This is a genomic window from Rhodococcus sp. ABRD24 (genome assembly GCF_004328705.1).
GTDB lineage: Bacteria > Actinomycetota > Actinomycetes > Mycobacteriales > Mycobacteriaceae > Prescottella.
Genome location: NZ_CP035319.1, coordinates 1,617,011 through 1,643,094 on the forward strand (window position 1 = coordinate 1,617,011; position 26,084 = coordinate 1,643,094).

General features: G+C 65.5%; 19 protein-coding genes. 8 read left to right on the top strand and 11 right to left on the bottom strand.

The window, feature by feature from the left end:
- Positions 1–17 precede the first annotated feature (17 nt).
- Genes urtB through uca form a run of 5 tightly spaced genes read left to right on the top strand, consistent with a single transcriptional unit; the run spans position 18 to position 7,127 of the window.
- Complete coding sequence (gene urtB, locus ERC79_RS07270) at positions 18–902, top strand: urea ABC transporter permease subunit UrtB (RefSeq protein ID WP_131576969.1); 885 nt, start codon at positions 18–20, stop codon at positions 900–902.
- Positions 899–1,996, top strand: a complete 1,098-nt coding sequence (gene urtC / locus ERC79_RS07275) for an urea ABC transporter permease subunit UrtC (protein WP_131576971.1) — start codon at positions 899–901, stop codon at positions 1,994–1,996. The genes urtB and urtC overlap by 4 nt, the downstream gene beginning before the upstream one ends.
- Positions 1,993–2,796, top strand: a complete 804-nt coding sequence (gene urtD / locus ERC79_RS07280; protein ID WP_131576973.1) for an urea ABC transporter ATP-binding protein UrtD — start codon at positions 1,993–1,995, stop codon at positions 2,794–2,796. Before urtC ends, urtD begins: the two co-directional genes overlap by 4 nt.
- A 2-nt stretch (positions 2,797–2,798) precedes the next feature.
- Positions 2,799–3,491 (top strand): urea ABC transporter ATP-binding subunit UrtE, encoded by a 693-nt coding sequence (urtE, locus tag ERC79_RS07285; RefSeq protein ID WP_131576975.1) that lies wholly within the window; start codon positions 2,799–2,801, stop codon positions 3,489–3,491.
- 48 nt (positions 3,492–3,539) lie between these two features.
- Complete coding sequence (gene uca, locus ERC79_RS07290) at positions 3,540–7,127, top strand: urea carboxylase (RefSeq protein WP_131576977.1); 3,588 nt, start codon at positions 3,540–3,542, stop codon at positions 7,125–7,127.
- On the opposite strand, the gene ERC79_RS07295 is transcribed toward uca, so the two are convergent.
- From ERC79_RS07295 to ERC79_RS07325, 7 genes are all read right to left on the bottom strand, one after another.
- Positions 7,117–8,769 (bottom strand): class I adenylate-forming enzyme family protein, encoded by a 1,653-nt coding sequence (locus ERC79_RS07295; protein ID WP_131576979.1) that lies wholly within the window; start codon positions 8,767–8,769, stop codon positions 7,117–7,119. The genes uca and ERC79_RS07295 overlap by 11 nt on opposite strands.
- On the bottom strand, positions 8,766–9,479 hold the full coding sequence (locus tag ERC79_RS07300; RefSeq protein WP_131576981.1) for an ATP-binding cassette domain-containing protein: 714 nt from the start codon (positions 9,477–9,479) through the stop codon (positions 8,766–8,768). The genes ERC79_RS07295 and ERC79_RS07300 overlap by 4 nt, the downstream gene beginning before the upstream one ends.
- Positions 9,476–10,246, bottom strand: coding sequence for an ATP-binding cassette domain-containing protein (locus tag ERC79_RS07305; RefSeq protein ID WP_131576983.1), 771 nt, complete (start codon positions 10,244–10,246; stop codon positions 9,476–9,478). The genes ERC79_RS07300 and ERC79_RS07305 overlap by 4 nt, the downstream gene beginning before the upstream one ends.
- Complete coding sequence (locus ERC79_RS07310; RefSeq protein WP_131576985.1) at positions 10,243–11,283, bottom strand: branched-chain amino acid ABC transporter permease; 1,041 nt, start codon at positions 11,281–11,283, stop codon at positions 10,243–10,245. Before ERC79_RS07310 ends, ERC79_RS07305 begins: the two co-directional genes overlap by 4 nt.
- Positions 11,283–12,158: a branched-chain amino acid ABC transporter permease gene (locus tag ERC79_RS07315; RefSeq protein ID WP_131576987.1), complete on the bottom strand. Its 876-nt coding sequence runs from the start codon at positions 12,156–12,158 to the stop codon at positions 11,283–11,285. Before ERC79_RS07315 ends, ERC79_RS07310 begins: the two co-directional genes overlap by 1 nt.
- A gap of 15 nt (positions 12,159–12,173) precedes the next feature.
- The gene (locus ERC79_RS07320; protein WP_131576989.1) at positions 12,174–13,367 is read right to left on the bottom strand and encodes an ABC transporter substrate-binding protein; all 1,194 of its coding nucleotides are present in this window, start codon (positions 13,365–13,367) and stop codon (positions 12,174–12,176) included.
- A gap of 137 nt (positions 13,368–13,504) precedes the next feature.
- Positions 13,505–14,263, bottom strand: a complete 759-nt coding sequence (locus ERC79_RS07325) for a TetR/AcrR family transcriptional regulator (protein WP_131576992.1) — start codon at positions 14,261–14,263, stop codon at positions 13,505–13,507.
- A 247-nt stretch (positions 14,264–14,510) separates the two neighbouring features.
- On the opposite strand from ERC79_RS07325, the gene ERC79_RS07330 reads away from it, so the two are divergent.
- The gene (locus ERC79_RS07330; protein ID WP_131576994.1) at positions 14,511–15,080 is read left to right on the top strand and encodes a carboxymuconolactone decarboxylase family protein; all 570 of its coding nucleotides are present in this window, start codon (positions 14,511–14,513) and stop codon (positions 15,078–15,080) included.
- A gap of 26 nt (positions 15,081–15,106) precedes the next feature.
- A complete protein-coding gene (locus ERC79_RS07335) occupies positions 15,107–15,808 on the top strand; it encodes a GTP pyrophosphokinase family protein (protein ID WP_131576996.1) in 702 nt (233 codons plus the stop codon).
- A gap of 113 nt (positions 15,809–15,921) precedes the next feature.
- Here ERC79_RS07335 and lpdA read toward each other — a convergent pair whose 3' ends face one another.
- The 4 genes from lpdA to ERC79_RS07355 form a co-directional block, all read right to left on the bottom strand.
- Positions 15,922–17,328: a dihydrolipoyl dehydrogenase gene (gene lpdA / locus ERC79_RS07340; RefSeq protein WP_131576998.1), complete on the bottom strand. Its 1,407-nt coding sequence runs from the start codon at positions 17,326–17,328 to the stop codon at positions 15,922–15,924.
- Between the two features lie 1,443 nt (positions 17,329–18,771).
- Entirely contained in the window at positions 18,772–19,575 is an 804-nt protein-coding gene (locus ERC79_RS07345; RefSeq protein WP_131577000.1) for a hypothetical protein, read from the bottom strand.
- Between the two features lie 511 nt (positions 19,576–20,086).
- On the bottom strand, positions 20,087–20,356 hold the full coding sequence (locus tag ERC79_RS07350; RefSeq protein WP_131577002.1) for a transposase: 270 nt from the start codon (positions 20,354–20,356) through the stop codon (positions 20,087–20,089).
- Positions 20,357–22,456: 2,100 nt separating this feature from the next.
- Positions 22,457–23,185 (bottom strand): hypothetical protein, encoded by a 729-nt coding sequence (locus ERC79_RS07355; RefSeq protein WP_131577004.1) that lies wholly within the window; start codon positions 23,183–23,185, stop codon positions 22,457–22,459.
- Positions 23,186–23,987: 802 nt separating this feature from the next.
- On the opposite strand from ERC79_RS07355, the gene ERC79_RS07360 reads away from it, so the two are divergent.
- Positions 23,988–26,033, top strand: a complete 2,046-nt coding sequence (locus tag ERC79_RS07360; protein WP_131577006.1) for a prolyl oligopeptidase family serine peptidase — start codon at positions 23,988–23,990, stop codon at positions 26,031–26,033.
- Positions 26,034–26,084 lie beyond the last annotated feature (51 nt).

Sequence of the window (26,084 nt, forward strand, 5' to 3'; positions counted from 1 at the left end):
AGGGAGGGCGAGCACCGATGGATGTGATGATCGGGCAGCTGTTCACCGGCCTGAGCATCGGGTCGATCCTGCTACTGGCGGCACTGGGACTGTCGTTGACCTTCGGCCAGATGGGCGTGATCAACATGGCCCACGGCGAGTTCATCATGGCCGGCTCCTATACCGCCTACGTGGTGCAGCAGGTCGTTTCGAGCGCCGGGGCGTCACTGCTGCTGTCGCTGCTGGTCGGTTTCGTGGTCGGCGGGCTGATGGGCGTCCTGCTCGAGGCCACCCTGATCCGGCGGATGTACCACCGTCCGCTGGATACGCTGCTGGTGACCTTCGGCGTCGGACTGGTACTACAGCAGCTGGCACGCGACATCTTCGGTGCCCCCGCAGTGAACGTCGTTGCGCCGTCGTGGCTCTCGGGCGGTGTGGAGATCCTCGGCGCAGTAGTCCCGAAGACCCGGATCTTCATTCTGATGCTGGCGCTCGTCGCGGTCGCGGTGCTGTCCTTCGCACTGGCGAAGACCTCGATGGGCCGGCGCATTCGCGCGGTGGTCCAGAATCGCGATCTCGCGGAGACCAGCGGAATCTCCTCGCGACGAACCGATGTGACAACGTTCTTCATCGGCTCGGGCCTGGCCGGCGTGGCCGGCGTCGCTCTCACGCTGATCGGATCGACGAGCCCGACGATCGGGCAGTCGTACTTGATCGACGCGTTCCTCGTGGTCGTGATCGGTGGCCTCGGGAGGATCGCGGGCGCGGTGGTGGCGGCGTTCGCGCTGGGCATCCTCAACTCGTTCATCGAGTACTCCACCACCGCGTCGATCGCGAAGGTGATCGTGTTCGTGCTCATCGTCATCTTCCTCCAGGCCCGCCCGCAGGGGCTGTTCGTCGCCAAGACAAGGAGCCTGGCATGACCGTGCTCAGTCGCTACCGGGCGTGGGCGGGATTCGCCGCATCCGCTCTCGTGCTGCTCGGACTCGCTCCGGCCCTGCTCTCGGACTTCCGACTCAACCTGTTGGCCAAGTTCCTGTGCTTCGCCATCGTCGCGGTGGGCATCGGATTGGCTTGGGGCCGAGGCGGAATGCTCACCCTGGGCCAGGGAGTGTTCTTCGGCCTCGGTGCCTACATCATGGCGATGCACCTCAAGATCGCCGACGCGGAACTTCGCGGCGACGCGGTGCCTGACTTCATGCAGATCGCGGGGATCCGCCAGCTGCCCGGCTACTGGACGCCGTTCGCGTCACCGTTCACGACCATCGCCGCGATCCTTGTCGTCCCCGCCCTGGTCGCGTTTCTGCTCGGTCTCGGCGTGTTCAAGCGCCGGGTCAAGGGCGCCTACTTCGCGATCCTGTCGCAGGCCCTGGCGGCGGCGTTCGCGATTCTGCTGATCGGCCAGCAGTCGATCGGCGGTTCCAACGGCCTCAATCGTTTCCGCACCTTCTTCGGATTCAACCTGGCCGATCCGACGAACAAGCGAATGCTGTTCTTCATCGCGGCCACGGTGCTGCTGGCGGTCGTCGCCCTCACCCGTCAGCTGATGAACTCGCGCTATGGCGAACTGCTGGTCGCGGTGCGAGATCAGGAAGAGCGCGTCCGCTTCCTCGGCTACGACCCCGCGAACATCAAGGTGGTCGCGTACACGGTCGCAGCCTTCTTCGCGGGCCTCGCGGGCGCACTGTTCGTGCCGATCGTCGGCATCATCTCCCCCGCCGACGTCGGCATCGTTCCCTCGATCGCGTTCCTCATCGGCGTCGCGATCGGCGGGCGCACGACGCTGTTGGGCCCGGTGCTCGGCGCGATCGGCGTCGCATGGGCGCAGACCACGCTGTCCGAGAACTTCCCCTCGGCATGGACATACGCGCAGGGTCTGCTGTTCATCGTCGTGATCGGGTTCTTCCCCGCGGGTATCGCCGGGATCGCAACGCTGTTGCGGCGCCGGACCCTCGTCACCACACCCCCGCCGGATCCCGAATCCGAGCCCGCCCGCGAGATGGAGGCCGCGCGATGAACCTCACCCAGCACCAGCCGGCACTCGGCGGCAACGCCGGAATGTCCAGCCAGTACCTCGAGATCCGTGACCTGCGTGTCACGTTCGACGGCTTCACCGCCGTCGACGGCGTGAATCTCACTCTTCTGCAGGGGGATCTGCGCTTCCTCATCGGCCCCAACGGCGCCGGCAAGACGACGTTGGTCGACGCCGTCACCGGCCTGGTCCCGGCCACCGGTTCGGTCACCAAGTCCGGCGTCGAACTGCTCGGACAAAAGGTCCACAAGATCGCCCGGCAGGGAGTTGGCCGAACCTTCCAGACCGCATCGGTGTTCGATCAGCTCACGGTGCTGCAGAACCTCGACATCGCCGCCGGAGCCGGACGTTCTGCGCTGACGCTGCTGCGCCGCCGCAAGGCCGTCCTGCCGCACATCGAGGAGGCCCTCGAGACGACCGGCCTGACCCACCTGCGCGACCGCAAGGCCGGGATCCTCGCGCACGGTCAGAAGCAGTGGCTCGAGATCGGCATGCTGCTGGTGCAGGACGCCGACGTCCTATTGCTCGACGAACCGGTGGCCGGGATGAGCCACGACGAGCGCGAGGAGACCGGAAACCTGCTGCGCCGCATCGGCGGTGAACGAACCGTCGTCGTGGTCGAGCACGACATGGACTTCATGCGGGCGTTCGCGACATCGGTGACGGTGCTGGCCCGCGGCAAGGTGATCGCCGACGGCAGTGTCGAGGAGATCCAGGCCGACCCGATGGTCCAGCAGGTGTACTTGGGCACCACCGCGGCCGTCGATGTCCTCGAGGAGCACTGATCATGCTGGAACTCATCGACATTCACACCGGCTACGGCCGCACCGAGATCATCCACGGCGCCACCGTCACCGTGCCTGCCGACGGCGTCGCCGCGGTGATGGGGCACAACGGCGCCGGAAAGACCACCCTGTTGCGCGCCGCCGTCGGACTCGCGAAGTGCACGTCGGGCAAGGTGCTGCTGGACGGCGACGACATCACCAGGCTGCGCCCCAGCGCCCGCGTCGCCCGCGGCCTGGCATACGTCCCACAGGGGCAGCAATCGTTCGGGCAGCTCACGTGTGCCGAGAATCTGCAGGTGGTCGCCGACGGTCGCAAGCGTGGCAAGGCGCTCATCGAGCAGCAGCTCGCACTGTTCCCAGCACTCGAACCACTCCTGAGTCGCCGGGCCGGGCTGCTGTCCGGAGGTCAGCGCCAGCAGCTCGCCATCGCGCGGGCACTGATCACCGAGCCTCGGGTGCTGGTGCTCGACGAGCCGACGGAGGGCATCCAGCCGTCTGTGGTGGCCGAGATCGAGGCCGCGATCGTCGAGCTCACCCTCCGCGGCAATCTCGGGGTCCTGTTGGTGGAGCAGCATATCGGTTTCGCTCTGCAATCCGCCGAGCGCTACTACATCCTCGAGTCCGGCCGCGTCACGTCGAGTGGCGCCGGAGGTGCCGACGCCGAGTCCGTCGTGCGCGACGCCATGGCCATCTGACGAGCCCATCCAGGGCCACTCCCCGAATCGATCGAAGGAGCCCTTCCCGTGTCTCACGGTTTCGACACCCTCCTCATCGCGAATCGCGGCGAGATCGCCTGCCGCATCATTCGTTCCGCCCGCAAGCTGGGCCTCAAGACGGTCGCCGTCCACTCCGACGCGGACGCCTCCGCAATGCATGTCGAGATGGCCGACGCGGCCGTCCGGCTCGGCCCGGCACCAGCCGAACAGTCGTACCTGTGCGCCGATCTGGTGATCGCGGCCGCGCTCGCGACCGGCGCTGGGGCGATCCATCCAGGCTACGGGTTCCTTTCGGAAAAGGCAGAATTCGCGGCCGCTGCCGCTCAGGCCGGTATCGCGTTCGTCGGCCCCACCCCGGACCAGCTGCGCGTGTTCGGCAATAAGCACACCGCGCGCGAGGCGGCCCGGGCCGTGGGAGTCCCCCTGGTGCCCGGCAGTGGGCTGCTCGAGTCGGTGGACCATGCACTGGTCGAGGCGGACCGCATCGGTTACCCGGTAATGCTCAAGGCGGTCGGCGGGGGCGGCGGCATCGGGATGCAGGCATGTTTCACTCCCGCGGCCCTACGCGCGGCTCACCAGACCGTGCAACGGCTGGCGGCGGCGAACTTCTCGTCCTCGGGAGTGTTCCTGGAGCGCTTCGTCGCCCGTGCCCGGCACATCGAGGTACAGGTGTTCGGCGACGGTCACGGCCGCACACTGAGCCTGGGCACCCGCGACTGCTCCTTGCAGCGCCGCAACCAGAAGGTGGTCGAGGAGGCGCCGGCTTCCGGGCTGTCTCCAGAGGTGATCGAGCATCTGCTGCGCTTGTCACGGGATTTGGCGTCGTCGGTGCAGTACCGCTCGGCAGGCACCGTCGAGTTCGTCTACGACGTCGATCGCTGCGAGGCCTCGTTCCTCGAAATGAACACCCGGCTACAGGTAGAACATCCGGTCACCGAGGAGGTGACGGGGGTCGACCTCGTGGAGTGGATGCTGCGCCTCGCAGCCGGTGACACGCAGATGCTCGACGGGCTGCCGGAGTCCGGGCCCGCGATCATCGGGCACGCCGTCGAGGCCCGCGTGTACGCCGAGGATCCCGGGCGCGACTACCGACCCAGTGCCGGAATCCTTACGTCCGTGCAGTTCCCGGATTCGGCCCGCATCGAGACGTGGGTCGGCACCGGCACCGAGGTGAGCGCGCACTACGACCCGATGCTCGCGAAAATCGTCACCCGGGGCGCCACCCGCGAGGACGCATTCGATTCGCTCGGTGCGGCCCTAGCCGCAACCCATCTGTACGGCGTACAGACAAATCTGCCGCAGCTGCGCCACATCTGCGCGGGGCCGGTCGCCGAGCACACCACCGCGTCCCTCACGGACGTGCCGTCGACCGGGCCGCGTATCGACGTGCTGCGAGCCGGGACGATGACCACGGTGCAGGATCTTCCGGGGCGGATCGGCCTGTGGGAGGTGGGCATTCCACCATCGGGCCCGATGGACGACCTGTCGTTCGGCCTCGCCAACACTGCAGTCGGCAACCCGGTCGGCGTGCCCGGTCTCGAGTGCACGTTGCAGGGTCCGCGGCTTGAGTTCTCCGTCCCGGCGACCGTGTGTGTCACCGGAGCCGACGTGCCGGTGACCGTGGACGGCCTGCCCGCACCGATGTGGGAAGCGATCGACATCGCCGCAGGTTCCGTGCTCGACATCGGCTCCCCCGCCGGTGCTGGGCTGCGCACGTACCTCGCGGTGCGCGGCGGCCTGGACATCCCACTCTTCCACGGCAGCGCGTCGACGTTCACGCTGGGAGGGTTCGGCGGTGTCACCGGCAGAGCCGTCGCCACCGGGGACGTGCTGGGCATCCTCGATGCCACCGACGTTCTCACCGACGCCGCACCGGTGCCGCTCGACACCCGCCCCGAGTTCACCCACACCTGGCACCTCGCCGTCATGGAGGGGCCGCAGCCCGCACCGTCATACTTCACCGAAGCAGACATGACGCAGTTCTACGAGACCACCTGGACCACCGCGAGTCACGCCAACCGCACCGGCATCCGCCTCGACGGGCCCAAGCCCACATGGTCACGCCCCGACGGCGGTGATGCCGGACTACATCCGTCGAACCTGCACGACAACCCGTACAGCGTGGGCTCACTGAACGTCTCGGGCGACACTCCGATTCTGCTGGGACCGGACGGCCCGAGTCTCGGCGGGTTCGCCTGCCCGCTGACGGTGGTGAGCGCACACCGCTGGAAGATGGGGCAGATCCGGCCTGGCGACGCGGTGCGGTTCGTGCCCGTACACGACGAGGACGCCGACGCGCTGCGGCGGTCGGATTCCGAGCGCGCGAAGGACTCTCCCGCCGTGCGCATCTCGCGTGGCGACGGTGGCGTGCTGGCGCGCACCGCCGAGGGTGACGACCGCCCGATGGTGGCGTATCGGCGCGGCGGGGACGACAACATCCTCGTCGAGTACGGGCCGATGACACTCGACCTGGGCCTGCGGATGCGGGTACACGCGCTGTCGGAGGCCCTGGCGCAGCTGCGAGTCGAGGGCATCGTCGACATCACCCCAGGCGTACGCTCGCTGCACCTGCACATCGATCCCGACATCCTTCCGCAGCCGCGGCTCCTGGGGCTGCTACAGGAACTCGAGGAACAACTTCCCGCCACGCACGACCTGGTGGTGCCGAGCCGGACCGTGCGGCTGCCGCTCTCGTTCGACGACCCGTCCATCGCCGATGCGCTGGACCGATACCGCAGCGGCGTCCGCGACACCGCGCCGTGGCTGCCGTCGAACACCGAGTTCATCCGGCGCATCAACGGACTCGACAGTGTCGACGAGGTCCGCGACACCGTGTTCGACGCCGAGTACCTGGTCCTCGGTCTCGGCGACGTGTATCTCGGAGCGCCACTGGCGGTTCCGCTGGATCCGCGCCACCGGCTGGTGACCACGAAGTACAACCCGGCGCGCACGTGGACGCCGTCCGACGCCGTCGGCATCGGCGGCAAGTACCTGTGCGTCTACGGCATGGAGTCGCCCGGCGGCTACCAGCTGATCGGGCGGACGGTGCCGATCTGGTCCGGCTACCGGCAGCGCGGGCCGTTCGAGGCGGGCAAGCCGTGGTTGTTCCGGTTCTTCGACCGGATCGTGTGGGAGCCCGTCACCCCCGACCAGCTCGAGGAAGCGCGGCTGGAGTCTCGCGCAGGACGATTCGACGCCGACATCAGCGAGGGGACATTCTCACTCGCCGAGCATCTGGCGTTCCTCGACGCCAACGCGGACTCGATCACGCAGTTCGAGGCCCGGCAGAGTGCGGCCTTCGAGACGGAGAAACGGGCATGGCATGCGTCCGGTGAGTTCGACCGGAACGAGGCCCCGCCGGTCCCAGAGCCGGATTCGCCGAGCGTGGACGTTCCACCGGGCGCCGTCGTGATCGAGGCACCGATGGTCGGCAACGTATGGCGCGTGGAAATTTCACCGGGACAACAGGTATCAACCGGCCAGCCGGCGGTGATCCTGGAGGCGATGAAGCTGGAGATGCCGGTCTCCTGCCCCGAGTCGGGCACCGTCCTACAGGTGCTCGTGGTTCCGGGTGCGAAGGTCGCGCCTGGAACACCGCTGGCGGTCATCGGCTGAGGCGCTGCTCCGCGAGTACCTTGACGGATCCCTTGGCGACCTTGCCGCCGGGCGCCAGCGGGAGCTCGTCCACGGTGACGACATGCTCGGGGATGTACTCGCGAGTGACGCCCTGTGCGGCGAGCCACGTGGACAGCTCATCGGCGGTCAGTTCGGTGCCGTCGGCAGTCACCACGACGGCGCACACCTTCTCGCCGAACAGGGCGTCGTGCACACCGACCACCGTCACCATCGTGACCGCCGGATGAGCGCGGACGTACTCCTCGACCTCCACGGCCGAAATGTTCTTGCCGCCGCGGATGATGATGTCGGCCTTGCGGCCTACCACCCGGAGGCGTCCGGCCGCGTCGATCTCGACTACGTCGCCGAGCAGCATCCAGCCGTCGTCGGTGTACAACTCGACGTTCGCGGCGTCATCGTCCCAGTAGCCATGGCACATCAGGGGGCCGTTCACGCCGGGCTGGCCGCGGCGCTCGGCGCCGAGCACCTCTGTGCCCGCGTCGTCGAAAACCCGGACCTGCGCCTCGTCGACCACGTGCCCGCACGTGCGCAGGCGGGTGTCGGCGTCGTCGTCGACGGTCGTGACGCTCACCGCCCCGGTTTCGTTGGAACCGTAGAACTGGAGGACGGCGGCACCGGTCCGCTCCTCGAACGCGAGTGCTTCCGAGTACGGCACCGCCTCGCCGCCGGTGAACATCGCGCGCAGGGAGCCTAGATCGGCGGACTGTGCCCGCTCTGACCGCAGCAGCATCTTGAACTGCGTACTGACACAGTTCAGTACCGTCACCCGCTCCCGCTCGAGCAGGTCGACCATGGTGTCGGCGCTGAACCGTTCGACCACCACGTTCGGCGCGCCGAGCAGCGCTGGCAGGAAGTGTGACGTCCACAGCCCGAAGCCGAAGGGCGCCGGCACCGCACCGAAGAAGACGTCGTCGCCGGTGAGCCTCCCGGACCGAACAGCCAGCTCGGAGAAGCCGATCCAGCGCCGCTCGGTCTGGGTCACCAGCTTCGGCCGCCCGGTGGTGCCGGACGTGGAGTTGAGCAGCGAGACGTCGTCGACGCCGAAACGCGGACTGGTGGCGTCGAATCGCCGGTCGGTGATCTCGACCGGTTCGCTGGCGGCGTCCTCGACCTCCACGGAGCCGAGGTCGTCCACGTAGATCACGTGTTCCGGTCCGCCGGTCCGCTCCCGCAGTTCCGCGACGAGGGCCGCGGTGTCCTGCCCGCGCAGCGACCGTGTGGTGATCAGCGTCCGGCACCCGGCACGGGTGCTCAGGTGCGCCACTTCCTTGACGCCCGAACGTGATCCGATACCGACCGCGATCCGACCGGTGCGGTATGCGGCGCACAGCGCGGCATGGAAGACCATCGTGTCCGGCAGGTACAGCGCGACGGCGGACTCCTCACCCACCGCCGCTAGCGCCGACGCGATCCGATCGGCGGTCGAGTCGTAACTCGCCCACGAGATCCTCGAGTCCGGCGTGATGAACGCGATCCGCTCGCCGATCGTGAGAGCCCAGTGCCGCACCAGCTCACTGACGCTCAAACCGTCGAGCTTGCGTGGATCGACCGCGAAGTCGCCGACCTCCAAGTCGCCGAGCTCGCCGTCCGCGGTGGTCGAGAATCGTTCGGTCACCGTCACTGCTCCACTGTCGCTTCCATCATGCCCATCGACTGCTGGTACGCGGCGTCGAGCGACGGAGCGTCTCCTCGGGTGTCGACGATCCGGCCACGCTGCATCACGTAGCCACGCTGGACCACCGACTTCAGCGCCGCCAGCGCAGGTTCGGCGATCAGGACCGTCACGCCCTCGGCCGCGAGACCCGCCACCAGCGAACGCAGTTCGGCGACGATCTTCGGTGCCAGGCCCGTCATCATCTCGTCGAGCAGTAACACCTTCGGCGTGGCCAACAGCGCCCGCCCCAGCACCAGCATCTGCTGTTCGCCACCGCTGAGGACACCGGCGTAGCTGCCGGATCGCTCGCGCAGCACCGGGAACCGGTCGAACGCCGAGTCGATCGCATCCTTATTCAAGCCGAGCAGGTCGGCGCCGACCTGCAGGTTCTCACGCACCGACATCTTCATGAACAGCTGTCGGCCCTGTGGGACGTACGCGAAGCCCTCACGGACCCGTTGCAGCGCGGGCAGGCCGTCTACGCGGCGGCCGTCCATCGTCACCTGCCCGGTTCCGCGGACCGAACCGTAGACCGTCCCGAACAGACTCGACTTGCCGGCGCCGTTGGGACCGACGATCGCCGTCACCGTCCCGGACAGCGCCGTGAAAGAGACATCGTCGACCGCGAGAGCCGATCCGTACCGGACCTTCAGGTGCGTCACCTCGAGCGTGGTCATGACACTTCCTCTCCTGCACCGAAGTAGACCTCACGCATCGCGTCGCTGGCGAGGCATTCGGCGGGCGCGCCGTGAAACGCGACGGATCCGAAGTCGAGCAGCACGACGGTCGTCGCGAGTTCGGCGATGAGGTCGACGTTGTGGTCGACCAGCACGACGCCGCGACCCTGCGCCTGAATCTTGCGCACCGCCCCGGCGATCGCCGCGATGCCCGTGTGGTCGGCGCCGGCGAACGGCTCGTCGAGCAGCAGCACCTGCGGATCCGTGGCCATCGCGCGCGCCACCTCGACCAGGCGCTGCCCGCCGAGGCTCAGTTCGCCGCAGGCGCTGGTGGTGTCGTCGATCGCGTACTCGTGCGCGACGGCGCGCGCCCGGTCTGCGGTGGCGTCCCAGTTCTCGAACGGCCCCTTGAGCGCCCACCACAGCGAATGCAGCGTTGTGCGCATCCGGCGTCCGTACAGCGCGGGCACGATGTTCTCGACGGCGCTCAGTTCCAGTGCAAGCTGCGGATGTTGGAAGGTGCGGGACAGCCCGTGCCGGGCCCGCTTCTCGCTCGGCCCGGTCAGCGTGCGACCGGCCAGGCGCACGGTGCCGGAGTCCGTCTTCTGCGTCCCGAAGATGCAGTCCACCAGCGTCGTCTTACCGGCACCGTTGGGGCCGACCAGACCGACCACCTCGCCGGGGGCGACGGTGAACGAGACGTCGTCGACGGCACGGACACCGCCGTAGTTCTTGGTGAGGCCCGAGACCTCGAGCAGCACGCTCACGTCCGATCCCTTCCTTGCTCGCTCGAACCTCCGCGGCCGGTCACCTTGTCTAATGCCGCACTCACCCAGCCGATCACGCCACCCGGCGCGACGATGAGGATCAGCAGCACCGCGGCGGCGAGCAGCAGTTCGCCGCTGCCCTGGTATCCGGGCATGTTGAGAGTCACGATCACGACGATGAGCGCACCGAGCGGGGCGCCCCACGCGCTGTTACGTCCGCCGATGATCGGCATGAAGATCGCCAGGAACACGATGCTGAGCGTGAAGGTCTCGGGCGTGACGGCCTGCACGGACACTGTGAACAGTGAGCCGCCGGTCGACGCGATCGCCGCACCGATCGCGAGCGCGGTCACCGTCAGGTGGGCCGGGTTGACCCCCGACGACCGGGCGGCGTTCTTGTTGTCCCGCGCCGCCCGCACGGTCAGGCCCCACACCGACTTCCGCATCCGGTCGACGATCACCGCGATCGCACACACGAACAGGATCGCGAGCACCACCAGGGCGTAGCGCGGTGGCTGCCACCCGAACAGCCTGACGGCCTCGACGCCGGAGATGCCGGCCGAGCCGCCCGTGAAGCTGGGGCCGTCGATGAGCCAGTGCTCGAAAGCGATTCCGAACAGCAGCGTGACGGCGGCCAGATAGAAGCCGGACAGCTTCTGCGTCGCGAGCGCGAGGATCACCGCGGCCACTGCCGCGACGAGGGCGCCGATCACCCAGCCCCACCACATCGACAGCCCGGTCTTCGCCGAAATGAGAGCGACGGCGTACGCGCCGATCGCGGCGTAGGCGCTGTACGCCATCGACAGCGACCCGGCCATGACGAACGGGATGTACATGCCGAGTGCGATCAGCGAGTACGTCGCGGCCAGGAACACGAGGTCCTGCCGATACAGGCTCGGACCCATCCACACCAGCACCCCGGCGACGACGACGAGCGTGATGCCCGCCTCGATCGCGATGTTGGTGAGCGACCGGCGTGCCCGCGCGGGACGTGCCGGCGCTGCCGCCTCCGACGGCGGTGACGTGAGAGTCGACATCAGACGCGGACCTTCCTCGAGAGCAGGCCCTCCGGCCGGAAGGCGAAGAACACCAACGCGATCAGCAGGATCGCGGTCTGTGCGGCACTGGCGCCGAAGTAGTACGGCGCGAACACCTGCACGAAGCCGAGCAGCACACCGCCGATCAGCGGCGCCCAGCTGCGTCCGGTGCCGCCGATCACCAGGGCGATGAAAGCCGTGAGCGTCCACGACAGCCCGCTCGTGAACTGCACACCCGCCTTGGGCGCGAACAGCAGTCCGGCGATGGCGGCGATGAGTCCGGCGACGGTGAAGGCAACCAGGCGAACCCGGTTCACCGGAAGTCCGAGGACACGCGCGGCCTCCTGATTGTCACCGACCGCGCGCAGCAGCCGGCCCGTCTGCGTCGCCTGCAGCCACAGCCCCACCACGACGAACACGACGACGGTGCCGACGATCAGGACGATCGACGAGCTGTCGACGGTGGCGTCGGCGACGGTGACCGGCTGAAAGTCGAACAGCTGCTGTCCGGGCAGCGGCGTGCGGCCGAAAATGGTGCCGGCCAACTGCTGCACCCCGAACAAGACCGCGGTGACCGCGACGAGCGCGGGCAGTTCGCCACGGCCCGAACGCTTCTGGACCTTTTGAACGACGAGCTTCTCGGTGATCACCGACAGCGCCATACCCACGACGAGGCCCAGCAGCAGCGCGAGCCACAGCGGGACGCCGTGGTCGACGACAACGAAACTGCACGCCATCGCCGCGGCCATCGCGTACGGGCCCATCGCGAAGTTGAAGAAGTCCGCTCCCACCACCACGAGGTACATGCCCAGGGCGATCAGCGAGAAGAAGGCGCCGATCTCGAGCGCGGCGAGCCAGAGTTGAGGATCAGTCATCAGTTCTCTCCTTCGTCAGCCGCACGGGGGCTGGTAGGACGCCCACGGACCGGCCGGCTTGTTGTCGGCACCGAACCCGACGAGCACCAGGCCGCACAAGCTGTCGGGGGCGAGATGGTCCTCGGGGCCGTAGGACAGCGTCAGGCCCTCCTGGCCGAACGTCGCAGGTATCCCCGACACCTGCTGCAGCGCGTCACGGACCTTCGTCCGGTCGGTGTGGTCACCGGCGATCTCAAAGGCACGCTTGAGCATCATGACGGCGTCGTACGCCTGCGCGTCGTACGCGGTGAGCTGGTAGTCCGCGCCCTTGACCGCACGAATCTTCTCGGTCAGTTCCGCGGTACGCGGATTGTTCGCGCTGAGGCTGCCCATGTAGACCATGCCGGTGAGCGCACCCGGGTCGGCAAGCGCCCACGACTTGGGCTGGTTGCCGATCGAGGCGAGCGAGAAGCGTTGCGCGTCGGGGTAGATCTTGGCGAGCGTGTTGTGCGCGAGGATCTCGAAGTGTCCGCCGATGCTGGCGACGAGGATCGCGTCGGGCTTGGTGCCGGTGACCCGGGAAGCCTGCGCGGTGAGGTCGGCGGCGTCGACGGGCGCCTTCTCGACGGCCGTGACGGTGGCGCACTTCTCGAGCGCGGGCCGCAGCGTCTTGATGATGCCGTCGATCGACGCGCTGGCGTCACCGAGGATGCCGAGCGTTTTGTAGCCCATCTTCTCGAACGCGCCGCAGTAAACCTCGGCGTACTGCTTGAGAGAATTCGGGATCATGAACGAGTAGCCGTTGTCCGGCTTGTTCGCGAACGCGTCGGACAGCACGACCGGCGCGATGGCCGGGATCTCGGACTGCTGCAGCACCGACTTCGCCTGGATCACTGAGCCCGATCCGGTGGCGAGCAGGATCGCGCTCGAGCCGTGGTCGACGAGCTTGCGGATGATCGACGGTGTCTTGGTGGGGCTGGACTCGTCGTTCTCGACGACCAGGCGCACCCGCTTGCCGTTGATCCCGCCGTCGGCGTTGACCAGATCGACCGCGAGCCTGGCGGTGCTACCGGCGATGGTGCTGTACGACGCACCGGGACCGGTCGAGTCCTCGTCGAGACCGATCACGATCTCGTCCGGCGACACCTCACCCGCGGATCCGCATCCAGCGACGCCGAGGGTTCCCACGGCAGCTGCCACCGCCGCAACGACGACCCTTCCGATTCTCACAACCGACTCCCGTCTCAAGCCGACCTTCAAGCGCTTGGTCAATCAAGCAACCGCTTGATTGACCAAACGCGACAGGAGTATGCCCTGCGTCACACTTGGAAGTCAACGTGGCGAGAGATCAGCGATGGGACAGGGTTTCAGTTCCCGCGCAGCAGACGCAGTTCGCGGATCGCTTCCTTGAGCTCGCGGACGTCGCGTCGCAGGTCGTCGAGTTCCGAATCGTTCGCCGCGGGAGCATTCGCGGTGGCCGCAACTCGACCGGTGACCTCGGATTGCCGCACGGGTCCGGGCGCAGCCTTGGCCGAGGCCGATCCCGCCGGCCCACCCGACGCGAACCCGTCGAGGAACACCGCGATCAGGTCGTGGCGCAGACGCTCAGCATCATGCGCGAGCGAGGCGCGATTGAATCGCACCGTCGACCACACGGATTCGCGGAGCATTCGGTGGAAGTGCTGCTGATCGATGTCCTGACGGAACTCGCCCGACTCGACGCCGCGGGCGATGGCGTCGGCCCAGTAATCGTGGGCCCGGCGCACCGCCACGGAGATCGGGCTGTCATCCGGCTGCGACGAGAGCCCGCTCTCGTTCTGATAGATCTCGGTGGCGAACGGATGATCGGCGGCTGCCTCGAACGAGACGGCCACCATATGGTCGAGGCGCTCCCTGCCGGTCTCCCCGGTGACCTGCGCCGCCTCGTAGCGCTCGTTGAGGTCGTCGACGAACGCGATGACGATCTCGAAGACGATCGCATCCTTGGAACCGAAGTAGTGATAGAGGCTGCCGGACAGGATGCCGACCTCGTCGGCGATGTCCCGCACGGTGGTGCTCGCGACGCCGCGCTCACTGAACAGCTTCGCCGCGTGAAATAGAATTTCTTCTCGCCGGGTCGATCCCACCTGACGACTCCCCTTCAACGGTGCCGGATGCAGTACCGACCCATCCCAATCGAACGCTTGCTTGACGATCTGATGTTACACGGCTCGGCCGGCTGACCCGGATCGCGTCGGGGCCGCCCTGCCACCACACGGAAAGCCGTCCCGCGGCGGGCTCGCCGGTCTACGCTCCAGGCTGGTGGGCGCCCGACGTGTCAGCGTCCGCCCGCCCAGAGGGCGATCGAACCGCCGGAGCACTCAGGAGGGCCGCGTGACCGCGTACGAAGAGAAGGTCGGTAACCACGCCACGCCGCGGATCCAGCCGGGACGGTTCAAGGATCTCGGGCCGGTGAACTGGGCCACGTGGCGGGTGCTCTCGCTCGGCTCGCGCACCCGCGACGCCAAACTATTCAGCACGCTCGGCCGCACCGGTGGACTGTTCCGCGGCTGGCTGCACTACTCCGGTGTCCTGATGCTGCTGCCCGGCACCAAGCTGTCGCGGTTCGAAATCGAACTGGTGATCCTGCGCGTCGCGCACCTACGGGACTGCGAGTACGAGATGGATCACCATATCCGGCTCGGCCGCCGCGCCGGGGTGACGCCACAGATCCTCGAGCGGGTGCTGGCCGGCCCGTCCGATCCCGACTGGAGCCCCCGGCACCGAGCTATGCTGACGGCGGTAGATCAGCTGGTGACCAGCAAGAACGTCGATGATCCGGAGTGGTCGGCGCTGGCCGCGCACCTCGACGATCGACGGCTCGTCGAGTTCTGCCTGCTGGTCACGCAATACGACGGACTGGCCACCACGATCGACACCCTGCGAGTCCAGCCGGACTTCTGATCCGCCACCGATGGCACACTGATGGCGTGGACCCTGAGCAACTCCGAACCGATTTCTCCCGTTTCATGATGTCGTACCGGTCCGGAATCGCCCAGCTGATGACGCGGGTGCGCGTCCTCGAGGACGAGTTCACCCACATCAATCTGAACAACCCCATCGAGCACGTCACGTCCCGCTTGAAGACGCCCGAGAGCATCATGCGCAAGGCACAGCGCATCGGCATCCCGCTCACTCTCGACGACGTCCGCGCGAACGTTCTCGACATCGCCGGGGTGCGGATCACGTGCAGCTTCATCTCCGACACGTACCGCGTCGCCGACATGATCACCGGCCAGCCGGACATCGAGGTGCGCGAAGTGGAGGACTACATCGCGCACCCCAAACCCAACGGCTACAAGAGCCTGCACCTGATCGTCGAGGTGCCCGTGTACATGAGCGACCGCGTGCAGCAGGTGCCGATCGAACTCCAGATCCGCACCATCGCAATGGACTTCTGGGCGAGCCTCGAACACAAGATCTACTACAAGTTCAATCGGGAGGTCCCACCCGAGCTGCTGGCCGAGCTCACCGAGGCCGCCGAGACCGCGCACCGGCTCGATATGAAGATGGAACGGCTCAACGACGAGTTCGCCAAGCTCAAGGCTCAACCGGGTGTCGTAGACGACGCCCCCGAGCTCGCGCTGCCACCACAGCTGCTCGACGCGCTCAACCTGCGGCTGCAGAGCTAGGCCTGCCGTCTGCCTCGTTCGGTCGGAAGCTGCTCCCGATCCCGGAGAGCAAGAAAGCCCGCACAATCCTGTGCGGGCTTCTCGCGAGCTAGGTGATGCGGCGGGGTGATCCGTCAGAAGTTGATCATGTGGCCCGCGAGGCCGTGGATGGCCTCCTGCAGCGCCTCGCTGAGCGTCGGGTGCGTGTGCACGTTGCGTGCGAGCTCGTTGACCGTGAGGTCCCACTTCTGGGCCAGCGTCAGCTCGGGCAGCAGCTCGGAGACGTCGGGGCCGATGAGGTGGCCGCCGAGCAGCTCGCCGTGCTTCTTGTCAGCGATGAGCTTGACGAAGCCGTAGGGATCGGCCAGACCGTGCGCCTTGCCGTTCGCAGTGAATGGGAAGGTGGCGACCTTGACGTCGTAGCCCTCGGCCTTGGCCTGCGCCTCGGTGAGACCGAAGCTGGCGACCTGCGGCTGGCAGAACGTGGCGCGCGGCATCATCCGGTAGTCGCCCAGCTCCATCGTCTCGGCGTTGCCGATGGTCTCGGCAGCGACGACACCCTGCGCCTCGGCGACGTGCGCGAGCTGCAGCTTGGCGGTTACGTCACCGACGGCGTAGACGCCGGGGACGTTGGTGCGCATGCGCTCGTCGATCGCGATGGCGCCGCGCTCGGTGAGCTGGACGCCGGTGTTCTCGAGGCCGAAGCCCTCGATCTGCGGCGCGAAGCCGATCGCCTGCAGCACCTTGTCGACGACGACGGTCTCGACCTGGTCGCTGCCGTTCTTGGCCATGGTGACGGTGACGCCGGCGGCGCCGTTGTCGGTGATCGTCTTGACCCCGGTGGAGGTCTTGATGTCGATCCCGTACTTCTTATAGCGCTTGGCGATCTCCTTGGAGACGTCCTCGTCCTCGTTGGGCAGGGCCCGATCGAGGAACTCGACGATGGTCACCTTGACGCCGTAGTTGTGCAGGACGTAGGCGAACTCCATGCCGATGGCGCCCGCACCGACGATGAGGATCGAGCCCGGTAGTTCCTTGGTGAGGATCTGCTCTTCGTAAGTGACGACGTTCTCGCTGAGCGAGGTGCCCGGCAGCAGCCGGGTCTTGGTGCCGGTGGCGATGATGACATTGTCGAAGGTGACGGTGTCCGTGGACCCGTCGGCCTTGCTCACCACAATGGTCTTGGCGTCGGTGAAGCTGCCGCGACCCCCATACTCGGTGATCTTGTTCTTCTTCATCAGGAAGTGCACGCCCTTGACGCGGCCGTCCGCGACCTGGCGGCTGCGGTCGAACGCAGCGCCGAAGTCGAAGGTCACGTCTCCCGAGATGCCGAAGGTCTTGGCATCGTTATGGAAGATGTGGGCCAGCTCCGCATTGCGGAGGAGCGCCTTGGAGGGGATGCAGCCCACGTTCAGGCAGACACCGCCCCAGTACTTCTCTTCGATGATGGCGGTTTTCAAGCCCAGCTGTGCCGCGCGGATAGCAGCGACGTACCCACCGGGACCGGCTCCGAGGACAACGACGTCATAGTGTGAGGTCACGAGGCCCTAGCCTAGTCCCGACCCGAATCCCTGTCCCCGTATGGTCGCTTACTCGACGGTAGGGTACCGCCTGACGGCCCGAGGTCTGCGAACACCCGCGACCCCAGCCGCCGCGACGGCTGGGGTCGGAGGTGCGATTGCTCAGCTGAACGAGAAGGTGCTCCCGACGTCTCCCACACTGCTCCTCATGCCGAGACCGAGGATCGTGACGAGCGAGCCGGAGAAAAGAGTTTCCAGGTTCATAGCAGTCGCCTTTCTACGTACCGTTACTGATCGAGCTCAGCTCATGTTGGTGACGCTGCCGAAGTTCACGAAGTTGCCGATGACTCCGAAGAGAGCGGAGAAGAGGGCCTCCAGGTTCATTGCATTTCCTTACCTTGACGAACGATGACTGACTGGCTGAGGAGTGGCCGGACTAGCTGATGTTGGTGACGCTGCCGAAGTTGATGAAGTTGCCGATGACTCCGATGAGAGCAGCGAAGAGGGCCTCAGTGTTCATTGTGGTGCCTTTCGAAGGGGAGGAGTTGAGCCGAGCATTGTTATTCCCGTGTGACCTTGCACAGATCCGGCGTAGGCCTACAGAACCAGGGAACCCTGGCAGTCCGAATCCACGAAGCCCCACTACAACCCGCCCGCGAAACCGCCTGGTACGGTGCGACACACCCCCTGGTAGCCCGGGCGGGAAGACGGTCTTTTATCTGACCGTGATCGAAATATAAACCAGGATGCAGGGGCCTGTACGCAGAATCGGGACTAAAGCTGGGCAAGCGTCCAGGATGTTCGAAATTTCACCCCCACTCGCCCTCGCAGGCGCGAACCGGCTCGTCGATCGCGCTGACCCCCGGGATTCGAGCGGGCAGGTATGGCGGCGCGCCGAAGACCGTTATCCTCCCGTCGTGCCCTGTAGTGCTCGGGCGTCGCCGCCCCCGATCCGAGTAGCTTCGATCGGCTGAAACGCGCGTCCGATCTCCCTGCCTTCGCCGAAGTCGGCAATGCCGTTGCGGATGATCCGGCCCGCTGGCGACGGATGGACCCGGCATGGCCAAGGCTCGAACGAGTCGAGTCGCGAATCCGCACCATCGATCGCATCGGCACACAGCCAGCAGACGCTCGGAGCGAGAAATGTCAGCCCCCAAAGGCAGTCGATCGACTACGAACAACATTGTCACCCAAGAGCGAAATCACATCGAGGCTGATCCACGAACTTTCATGCCCCCCTACGACAGGAGTCGGTGTTCACACGGAACCAGAAGTGCCGCCGGGCAGACATACTCGAGCGAATCAGCCGCCTAGATCACAACGCGGTGAAGCCGCCCTGCACACCAAGCAGGCAGGGCGGCTTCACATCCTTGCTACCGGTTCACTCGGAGGATCGAAGGCGGCAGGATCGCGGTAGACCTCGAGTTTCCGATTCTGATCACAACCAAGCACTACCTCAATCGGTTAGTGGAGGTTGCCCGCACCACCGTTCAGTGGAATCGCGGTGTTCAGGTCGCTGTTGCCGCGCGGCGGAACCGGCATGTCGCTCGGCATGCACATCGTCGGCACATACTGCGGACCGGGCAACAACGGATGGGTAGCCTTCGACAGGAACGTCAGATAGTTCTTCGTGCTGCCGTACAAGCCCGAGTTCCCGTCGGTCTTGGCGTACACCGGAGGATTCACGCCAGCGGGAGCCGTGGTGACGACCTCGACTGACGGCAGAGTGAATGTCGTCCCGGCGAGTGCCGTGAGGCCGGCGTCGGGACTGTTGGCGTCGATGGCGGGGATCTTCTCGACTGCATCCCTGATCGTCGCACCGCCGTGTAAGGCGAGGTACGAGCCCGCCGGGTCCTCATTCAAATTGATGTCGACTCGAGTCAATTGCGGAGTACCACTGACGTTGGTCGACGAGCCCGGAACAACCGAGGACGAGACATAGGTAGCGGGATCAATCTTGAACACCACAGCGATCCGCGACAGGTTGACAACTGTGCCACCGGAAGCGGAGGTCGGGACGGTCTGCGGTCCCGGCTTGATGATGTAGGCACCAGGAGTGGAGCCCGGATGATCGACCGAGACCGACGCCGCCTGGCTCGGCTGGTGAATGTTGCCGATGAAGGTGCCCGTTCGCGCGACACAGGCGTTGTTGAAGTTGGTGGTGGTGTTGTGAGCAGTGGCCGGGCCGGCGGATACGAGAACGAGTCCTACCGCCGCCGCGGAGACCGCGACACCGGCAGCAGAACGCCTAGCAACAGAGACAGACATGGTTACCCCATTTCCTGGTCGATTGAATGCAGTTTCTTACTGGTCGCACAGGTCGCGGAGGAGTCGCAACACGACTGCCGGGAACTCCAGCGCTAGATTCGATATCCGATTGACAAACAATCCCCCGGCACATCTCAAGTAGATCAAATAGATCGCGATCCGTCCGGAAAACTGGATAGTAAAAACTTGGACAAAACGGAGGTTTCCACTAAATCGTCGACGAGAACCAGTCCAGCGCAATAAATTTCCCGCCCGTCAAGCAACCACACCGAGCAGGCCACCTCCACGGGAATCCATTCCGCACGAGAATGGAAAGCATGATCTCCCCGAAAGCTGGACACTCGAGATTCGTACTACAAGAACCGCGCAGGCGTTCGGATCCACGATCCTTTTCCTAAGCCTCAGTATTGATTCGCGCAACCAGAAGCTCTGGATGATGCGCTCAACCGCGCCAGATTCAATCGGGGAAATAATCAAGCGCCGCGGCGCGCTCGACTCGGCTGCAGTGGAATCACATTCGATGGGCGGGGTTCTTCCGGTTCCGGAATCCACACACCGTTCGCCTCACGGATTTGACCAGCCGGTTGCAGCCCTCGGTGCGGGCGTTGATGATCCCGATGAGGACAAGCACATAGATCTCCGGCCACCGCAGTTCGGCAGCCTTGGCCATCGTGGGTAGTTCGGAGATGCGCGAGTCGCTACACCGGCGAGGAAGGTGTGCAGCCGGTGCCACGACAGGTGCCAGCCCCCGCTGACCCGAACGGTCGACAACGACGTCCACAGTTCCCCTCCCTCTCGGCGTATGCAGACAGGATCCGGGGACTCGAGCCCTCGTCGACGATTGCGGTCCACACCGCAACAAACTGTTTGTCCCACAACCATTTTCGCTCGTCGCGGATCACTGACGCGACCCGAGCCGCGGGCCGGTTACCGAATGCAACCTTGGTGGTCGATCAATTCCAGCTGAAGCAGCTCGTGAACCCGGCCCTGACCAAGGTCGGTCGGTCGGTGGTATCCAGTTCGCCAACTCGGGGCTGATCCTGCCGCCGCGCCGATCCTCGCGTCTCCAGGGTCTCGTTCTGCCCCAGCCGTACCTGGACGCCGGACAGGTCGACGAAACTGGTCGCCCACGGATCGACCACCCATCCACACACCCGCATCGGATCCGGTTGAGTGAGCAACCGATCGGCGTGCTGGATGAATGCGCACGCGTGCCGCTGATGCGATTATCTAGTTTCGTTCTACCGCAACATGATTCAATCTTCTGTAGTAGACGCCCTCAGGGGCCTTGGTCACCCGCGCCTCAACGGGGTGGACAACATCCCATCGACAGGGAGACTGCGGCGGCGCCCTCGTCGATGACAACGTTCACACGATCCGGCTGCCGCCGACACGTCTGAACACGCGGGTCACCCGTACTCTTGGCGGCCCGAACAACGCTCTCGTCCCCTCGACCATCCCCCTCGGCCCCCAGGTCTCGGGTGCCCTGCCAGAACCTATGATCCACTGTCGTTGCACACCAACATATCCCGAAGAAGCGTCTCGGAGGTCCCCACCGGCGAGGACTTCGTCCAGGGCAATGCCCCCTGCCGCAGTGATGTCCCCGTTAGGACCCGCGAATGTCGGTGTGTAGCGCAGCGTCGACCATTGCTCGTAGGTGAGCCGCTCGGCGCCGCCTAGACGGACGGCGCCGCGATCGCGACGTGGCTTCTACAGCAGAGACTGCCTCGACCACAGGGACATCAACCACCGGGGGCCACCCCAGGTTCAACTCGGCATCCCGCAAGCTCAACGGCGTTGCCCTTCATACAGGAGGTAGTGGTGTCGATGTCTCCCGCGCTCCTGTCAACCTTCGAATCTCATCGACGTCGAGGGGATTGACCATCTTCTGGATCAGGTTCTTTCGGCGGTCGCGCGGATGAGGCCACCATCGATGTGCAACGTGACCCTGGTTCCGGCGGTGTCGACGCAGAGTTGGAGCTGGTATCAGTGGCGTCGACTACCGCGGCTGTCGGGGAGGGCCGTCCGGGCCGGACGCCCGGCATCTGAAGCCGTTCGAGGTAGAGGTGGTCAGCCGCGGGAGGTCCGTCCTGACGCCGGCTCGTCAACAAGAACCGTAGGCGTGGATCCGATCCTGTCTCATCGAGTAGTTCGCAGCGCAGTATTCAGTGGAAGCGTCCGGCCCACCCCAGCGATCCATGGCAGCGATAAACGGCTCGCACACAGCGGTGCCCGACGGCTTGGCGAGAACAGTGGCAACGACAACGAATCTGGAGTGGTCGTCGGTACCGGTGAGTATCTTGCACCCGCGGCCGTCGGTGACGAAATTCCTGCCTGCCTGATCGAGCTGCCACAGGTGCATGGGTCTCCTAGTACACCCGTTCGTAGTGCCGCTCTTGAGGATCCACCAACCTGTTACGCATCAGGACCCGATGGATCGCCAATACGGATAGGGCGCCGTTCCCGACTTCGCGGCGCGGTTCGAAGGCGATCCGCCGTTCTTCCCACCGTCGGTGGTGACGACGCGTCCCACAGATCCGGACTGCTGCGGGCACACGTCACGATGACCTCCCCGGTCGGTGATCCGTTGGGTAAGTCCTGACAACGACCGGTCAAGCATGTCCCGAAGCGATACACATCAGAGATCGGCTCGGGACCGGAGCACCCCGACGGGCCGACTCGGACATCCGCTCGGACGAGGCACACATCTTCATTACGAATGGGGGCGTCTTCAGCTGACCAGTGAAACGCGTCGAACAGTGAGCACACGAAGAAGGACACCGCCCTGTGCAGGTGACTACACAGGGCGGCGCCGGTCTTCTACGGCCCGTGACTTGTGCCGGTTTCGATCCGCGCACCGTCACTACGGCCGGTCAAGCGATCAGGGATGGCTGGGAGCAGTTGCACCCGCATTCAGCGTCGGGTAAGTGCTGAGTTGCGGGTCCCCGAGCGGCCCATTTGCCGGGATGCACGAGGTTTCCGCCCTGACTTCCGCGCCGATCCACGGCTTGGCCTTCGAGATGAACGTGAAGTAGTTCGCCGAGTAGTTTCCGTACTGTGCGGCTGTGCCCGTCGTGTCGAACTTCACGTCGAGGACCGGATTGGTCGTCAACACCTCGATCTCCGGCAACTGATACGTCGTGCTGGCGCCGACGGACAACCCGGTGGTCCCGGTACCTTGCAGAACCAGCTTTGTTCCCGACAGCGTCAGCTGCGGAGTGCCCGAGAAACCGGAACCCGAGCCGACGATCGAAGCGCTGACGAAGGTCGCCGGATCGACCGTGTAGACGAGTCGGATCTTCTCGAGGCCTCGGAAGGTATACCCGAAGGCCGAACCCGGAGTGGTCTGCGCGCCGGTCTGGATCCTGAACGTATTGGTCGAGCCAGCCGGAGCGACGCCTACGTGATTGGCCGTGACCGAGAAGGGCTCGACCTGGTGAGCAGTCGTGGGCGGACTCGTGATCTGCCCAACACAAGCGTTGTTGAAGCTGGTCGTCGTGGCCCCAGCGAAGGTCGCCGAAGCAGGTCCAGCGGCCCCGAGCAACAGCGCTGCGGCCGCAGCTGAAGTTGCGATTCCTACAGATGCACGCCGAGCAATAGATGTAGCCATTACCACTCCTTTTTCGAGACAGGTTGATTGAGCATCTTTCCGAGATCATTCGAACTCAGGTTGACCAATCTTGCCGGGAATTCGAAGAATCGAAACCCGGATACACGACACCACCTCCCTCCAAGAAATGAAACCTAAACCGCGGACAGTCGAGACGCCACTAATGACATGGCGATTCGGTCGGCAGAGAAGAAGATGAGCTATGGAGAAAATCCCCATAGAGAAGTAAAGGCCCGGTCGAAACCAGCAGAAATTCCGCTCGCCCAGCACAAGCTGCGCCGATCAGGGTTGATCAACCGGAGCTGGCACCCCGTGGAGGCGACCGCTCGTAGTCCCTGTTTTCAGCATGGTAGTCCGCAAGCGGGAACACCAGACCGGAATGGAACTGCACATCTGATTCGAGGGCGGATTGATCCCCCAGAATATGACTGCCGCCGACAGGACGTGGGCGACCGGATCGATGGGATCGATGGGATCGACGATGGCAGATTCCCAGGATGGCGTAGAAAGTTTCCTTCCCCACAATCGGACCCATTGCACCTCCTTGTGCGCAAACACCCAACCACTTCTCGGGTGAATATCGATCCAGCATCAAGCCGTAACCGAAGCGTAAGGCAAAAGTTTCCGTTGCGCTAAATTTTTCGACATTTAGATAACATTGCACTGCAGTTCAAATTGAACTTGAGTGCAATTGCACTGCGGTTCAACTTCACTCGAACTCCGCAGGGTCTTTTCGGTAGGATAAGAATCGAGTGATCGACTCGTATCAGGACAGAGCGCATCTACCCATCACAATGGTCACATGACGCACCACCCAGCCACCTCCACCCCGTCCGATGATCCGCACCTCTGGCTCGAGGATGTCACCGGCGACGACGCCCTCGCCTGGGTTCGCTCGCACAACGACAGAACCGTCACCGAGTTCGCCGGCACCACAGAGTTCAGTGAACTCGAATCGGGCATTCGCGCGATTCTCGACACCGATGCACGTATCCCGTACTCCCGTCGGCGGGGACAGTATCTCTACAACTTCTGGCGCGACTCCGAGCATGTCCGCGGCCTGTGGCGCCGCACCACGATGGACGAATACCGCAGCGACACAACGGAGTGGGAGATCCTCGTCGACGTCGACGAGCTGGCCGACCGTGAGGGCGAGAACTGGGTATGGTCGGGCGCGCAGGTGCTGCGCCCCGAGCAGAGCCTCGCGCTGATCAGCCTCTCCCGCGGCGGCGCGGATGCCGTCGTCGTACGCGAGTTCGACCTCGCGTCCCTCACATTCAAGGACGCCGCGGGTGGTTTCCGCGTCGAGGAAGCCAAAACCGACATCGGGTGGATCGATTCCGAAAGCGTCTACATCGGAACCGATTTCGGCGACGGAAGCCTCACCGATTCGGGCTATCCGCGACTGGCGAAGCGCTGGCATCGCGGCACCCCGCTCACCGACGCGGTCACCGTGTTCGAGGGCGAGCAGTCCGACGTCGCGATCTCCGCGTGGCACGACAGCACCCCGGGATTCGAGCGCAGCTTCGTCGAGCGGGCCATCGACTTCTACACCTCGCAGCGCTTCCAACTCCTCGCTGACGGCACACTCGTCCACGTCGATACTCCGGAGGACGCGCGCATCTCCGTCTACCGGGAGTGGCTGCTGATCCGCACCCGCTCACCATGGACTGTCGGCGACATCACCTACCAGGCTGGTGCACTCCTGGCCGCGAGGTACGACGACTTCCTCGCCGGCGCGCGCGAACTCACCGTCCTGTTCGAGCCCGACGAGCACACGTCACTCGAGCAGTACTCGTGGACCCGCAGCCATCTGCTGATGGTGACGCTCTCCGACGTCCAGTCCCACGTCCACGCCCTCACCCCGGTCGACAATGGCTGGGAGACAACACCGCTCGAAGGTCTCCCTGATCTGACGTCAACCGAGATCATCGACACCGACCCGCGTGAGAGCGACGACTTCTTTCTCAACTCCAGCGGTTACCTCACCCCGGCGACGCTGTTCTCAGGCACCGTCGGCGGACCGCTCGAGGCGCTCAAGTCGGCACCCGCGTTCTTCGAGACCGCCGGCCTCGCCGTGGAACAGCATTTCGCGGAATCTGTTGACGGCACCCGCATCCCGTTCTTCGTCGCGCGCCGCGAGGACGCGCCCGCCGGGCCGACGCTGCTCTACGGCTACGGCGGCTTCGAGAACTCGATGACACCCGGCTACAGCGGAATCAACGGCACCGCATGGCTGCAGCGCGGCGGCACCTACGTGGTCGCCAACATCCGTGGCGGCGGCGAGTACGGGCCACAGTGGCACACCCAGGCGGTGCGCGAAGGCCGGCACAAGGTGCATGAGGACTTCGCGGCGGTGGCCCGCGACCTCGTCGCCCGTGGCATCACCACCCCGCAGCAGCTCGGCGCGCAGGGCGGCAGCAATGGCGGACTGCTGATGGGCATCATGCTCACCAAGTACCCGGAGTTGTTCGGCGCCATCGTCTGCCAGGTGCCGCTGCTCGATATGAAGCGATACCACCTGTTGCTGGCGGGAGCGTCGTGGATGGCCGAGTACGGCGACCCCGACAACCCCGACGACTGGGCGTTCATCTCCGAGTACTCGCCATACCAGAACACCGACGCGAACACGTCCTACCCACCGATCCTCATCGCCACGTCCACCCGCGACGACCGCGTCCATCCCGGGCACGCCCGCAAGATGGCGGCCCGACTCGAGGAGGAGGGTCACACCTGCTACTACTACGAGAACATCGAGGGCGGCCACGGCGGCGCCGCCGACAACGCACAGGCCGCGTTCAAGTCGGCGCTCACGTACACGTTCCTGTGGTCGCAGCTGGCCCGGTGACGCCCAGGGGTTCAGCGCCCTGGGCTACCATTCGCCCGAATCAGACAACTG

Coding starts and splice junctions, on each gene's coding strand:
- urtB (WP_131576969.1), top strand. CDS start 18: ATGGATGTGATGATCGGGCAGCTGTTCACCGGCCTGAGCATCGGGTCG.
- urtC (WP_131576971.1), top strand. CDS start 899: ATGACCGTGCTCAGTCGCTACCGGGCGTGGGCGGGATTCGCCGCATCC.
- urtD (WP_131576973.1), top strand. CDS start 1,993: ATGAACCTCACCCAGCACCAGCCGGCACTCGGCGGCAACGCCGGAATG.
- urtE (WP_131576975.1), top strand. CDS start 2,799: ATGCTGGAACTCATCGACATTCACACCGGCTACGGCCGCACCGAGATC.
- ERC79_RS07300 (WP_131576981.1), bottom strand. CDS start 9,479: ATGACCACGCTCGAGGTGACGCACCTGAAGGTCCGGTACGGATCGGCT.
- ERC79_RS07310 (WP_131576985.1), bottom strand. CDS start 11,283: ATGTCGACTCTCACGTCACCGCCGTCGGAGGCGGCAGCGCCGGCACGT.
- ERC79_RS07315 (WP_131576987.1), bottom strand. CDS start 12,158: ATGACTGATCCTCAACTCTGGCTCGCCGCGCTCGAGATCGGCGCCTTC.
- ERC79_RS07345 (WP_131577000.1), bottom strand. CDS start 19,575: ATGTCTGTCTCTGTTGCTAGGCGTTCTGCTGCCGGTGTCGCGGTCTCC.
- ERC79_RS07355 (WP_131577004.1), bottom strand. CDS start 23,185: ATGGCTACATCTATTGCTCGGCGTGCATCTGTAGGAATCGCAACTTCA.
- ERC79_RS07360 (WP_131577006.1), top strand. CDS start 23,988: ATGACGCACCACCCAGCCACCTCCACCCCGTCCGATGATCCGCACCTC.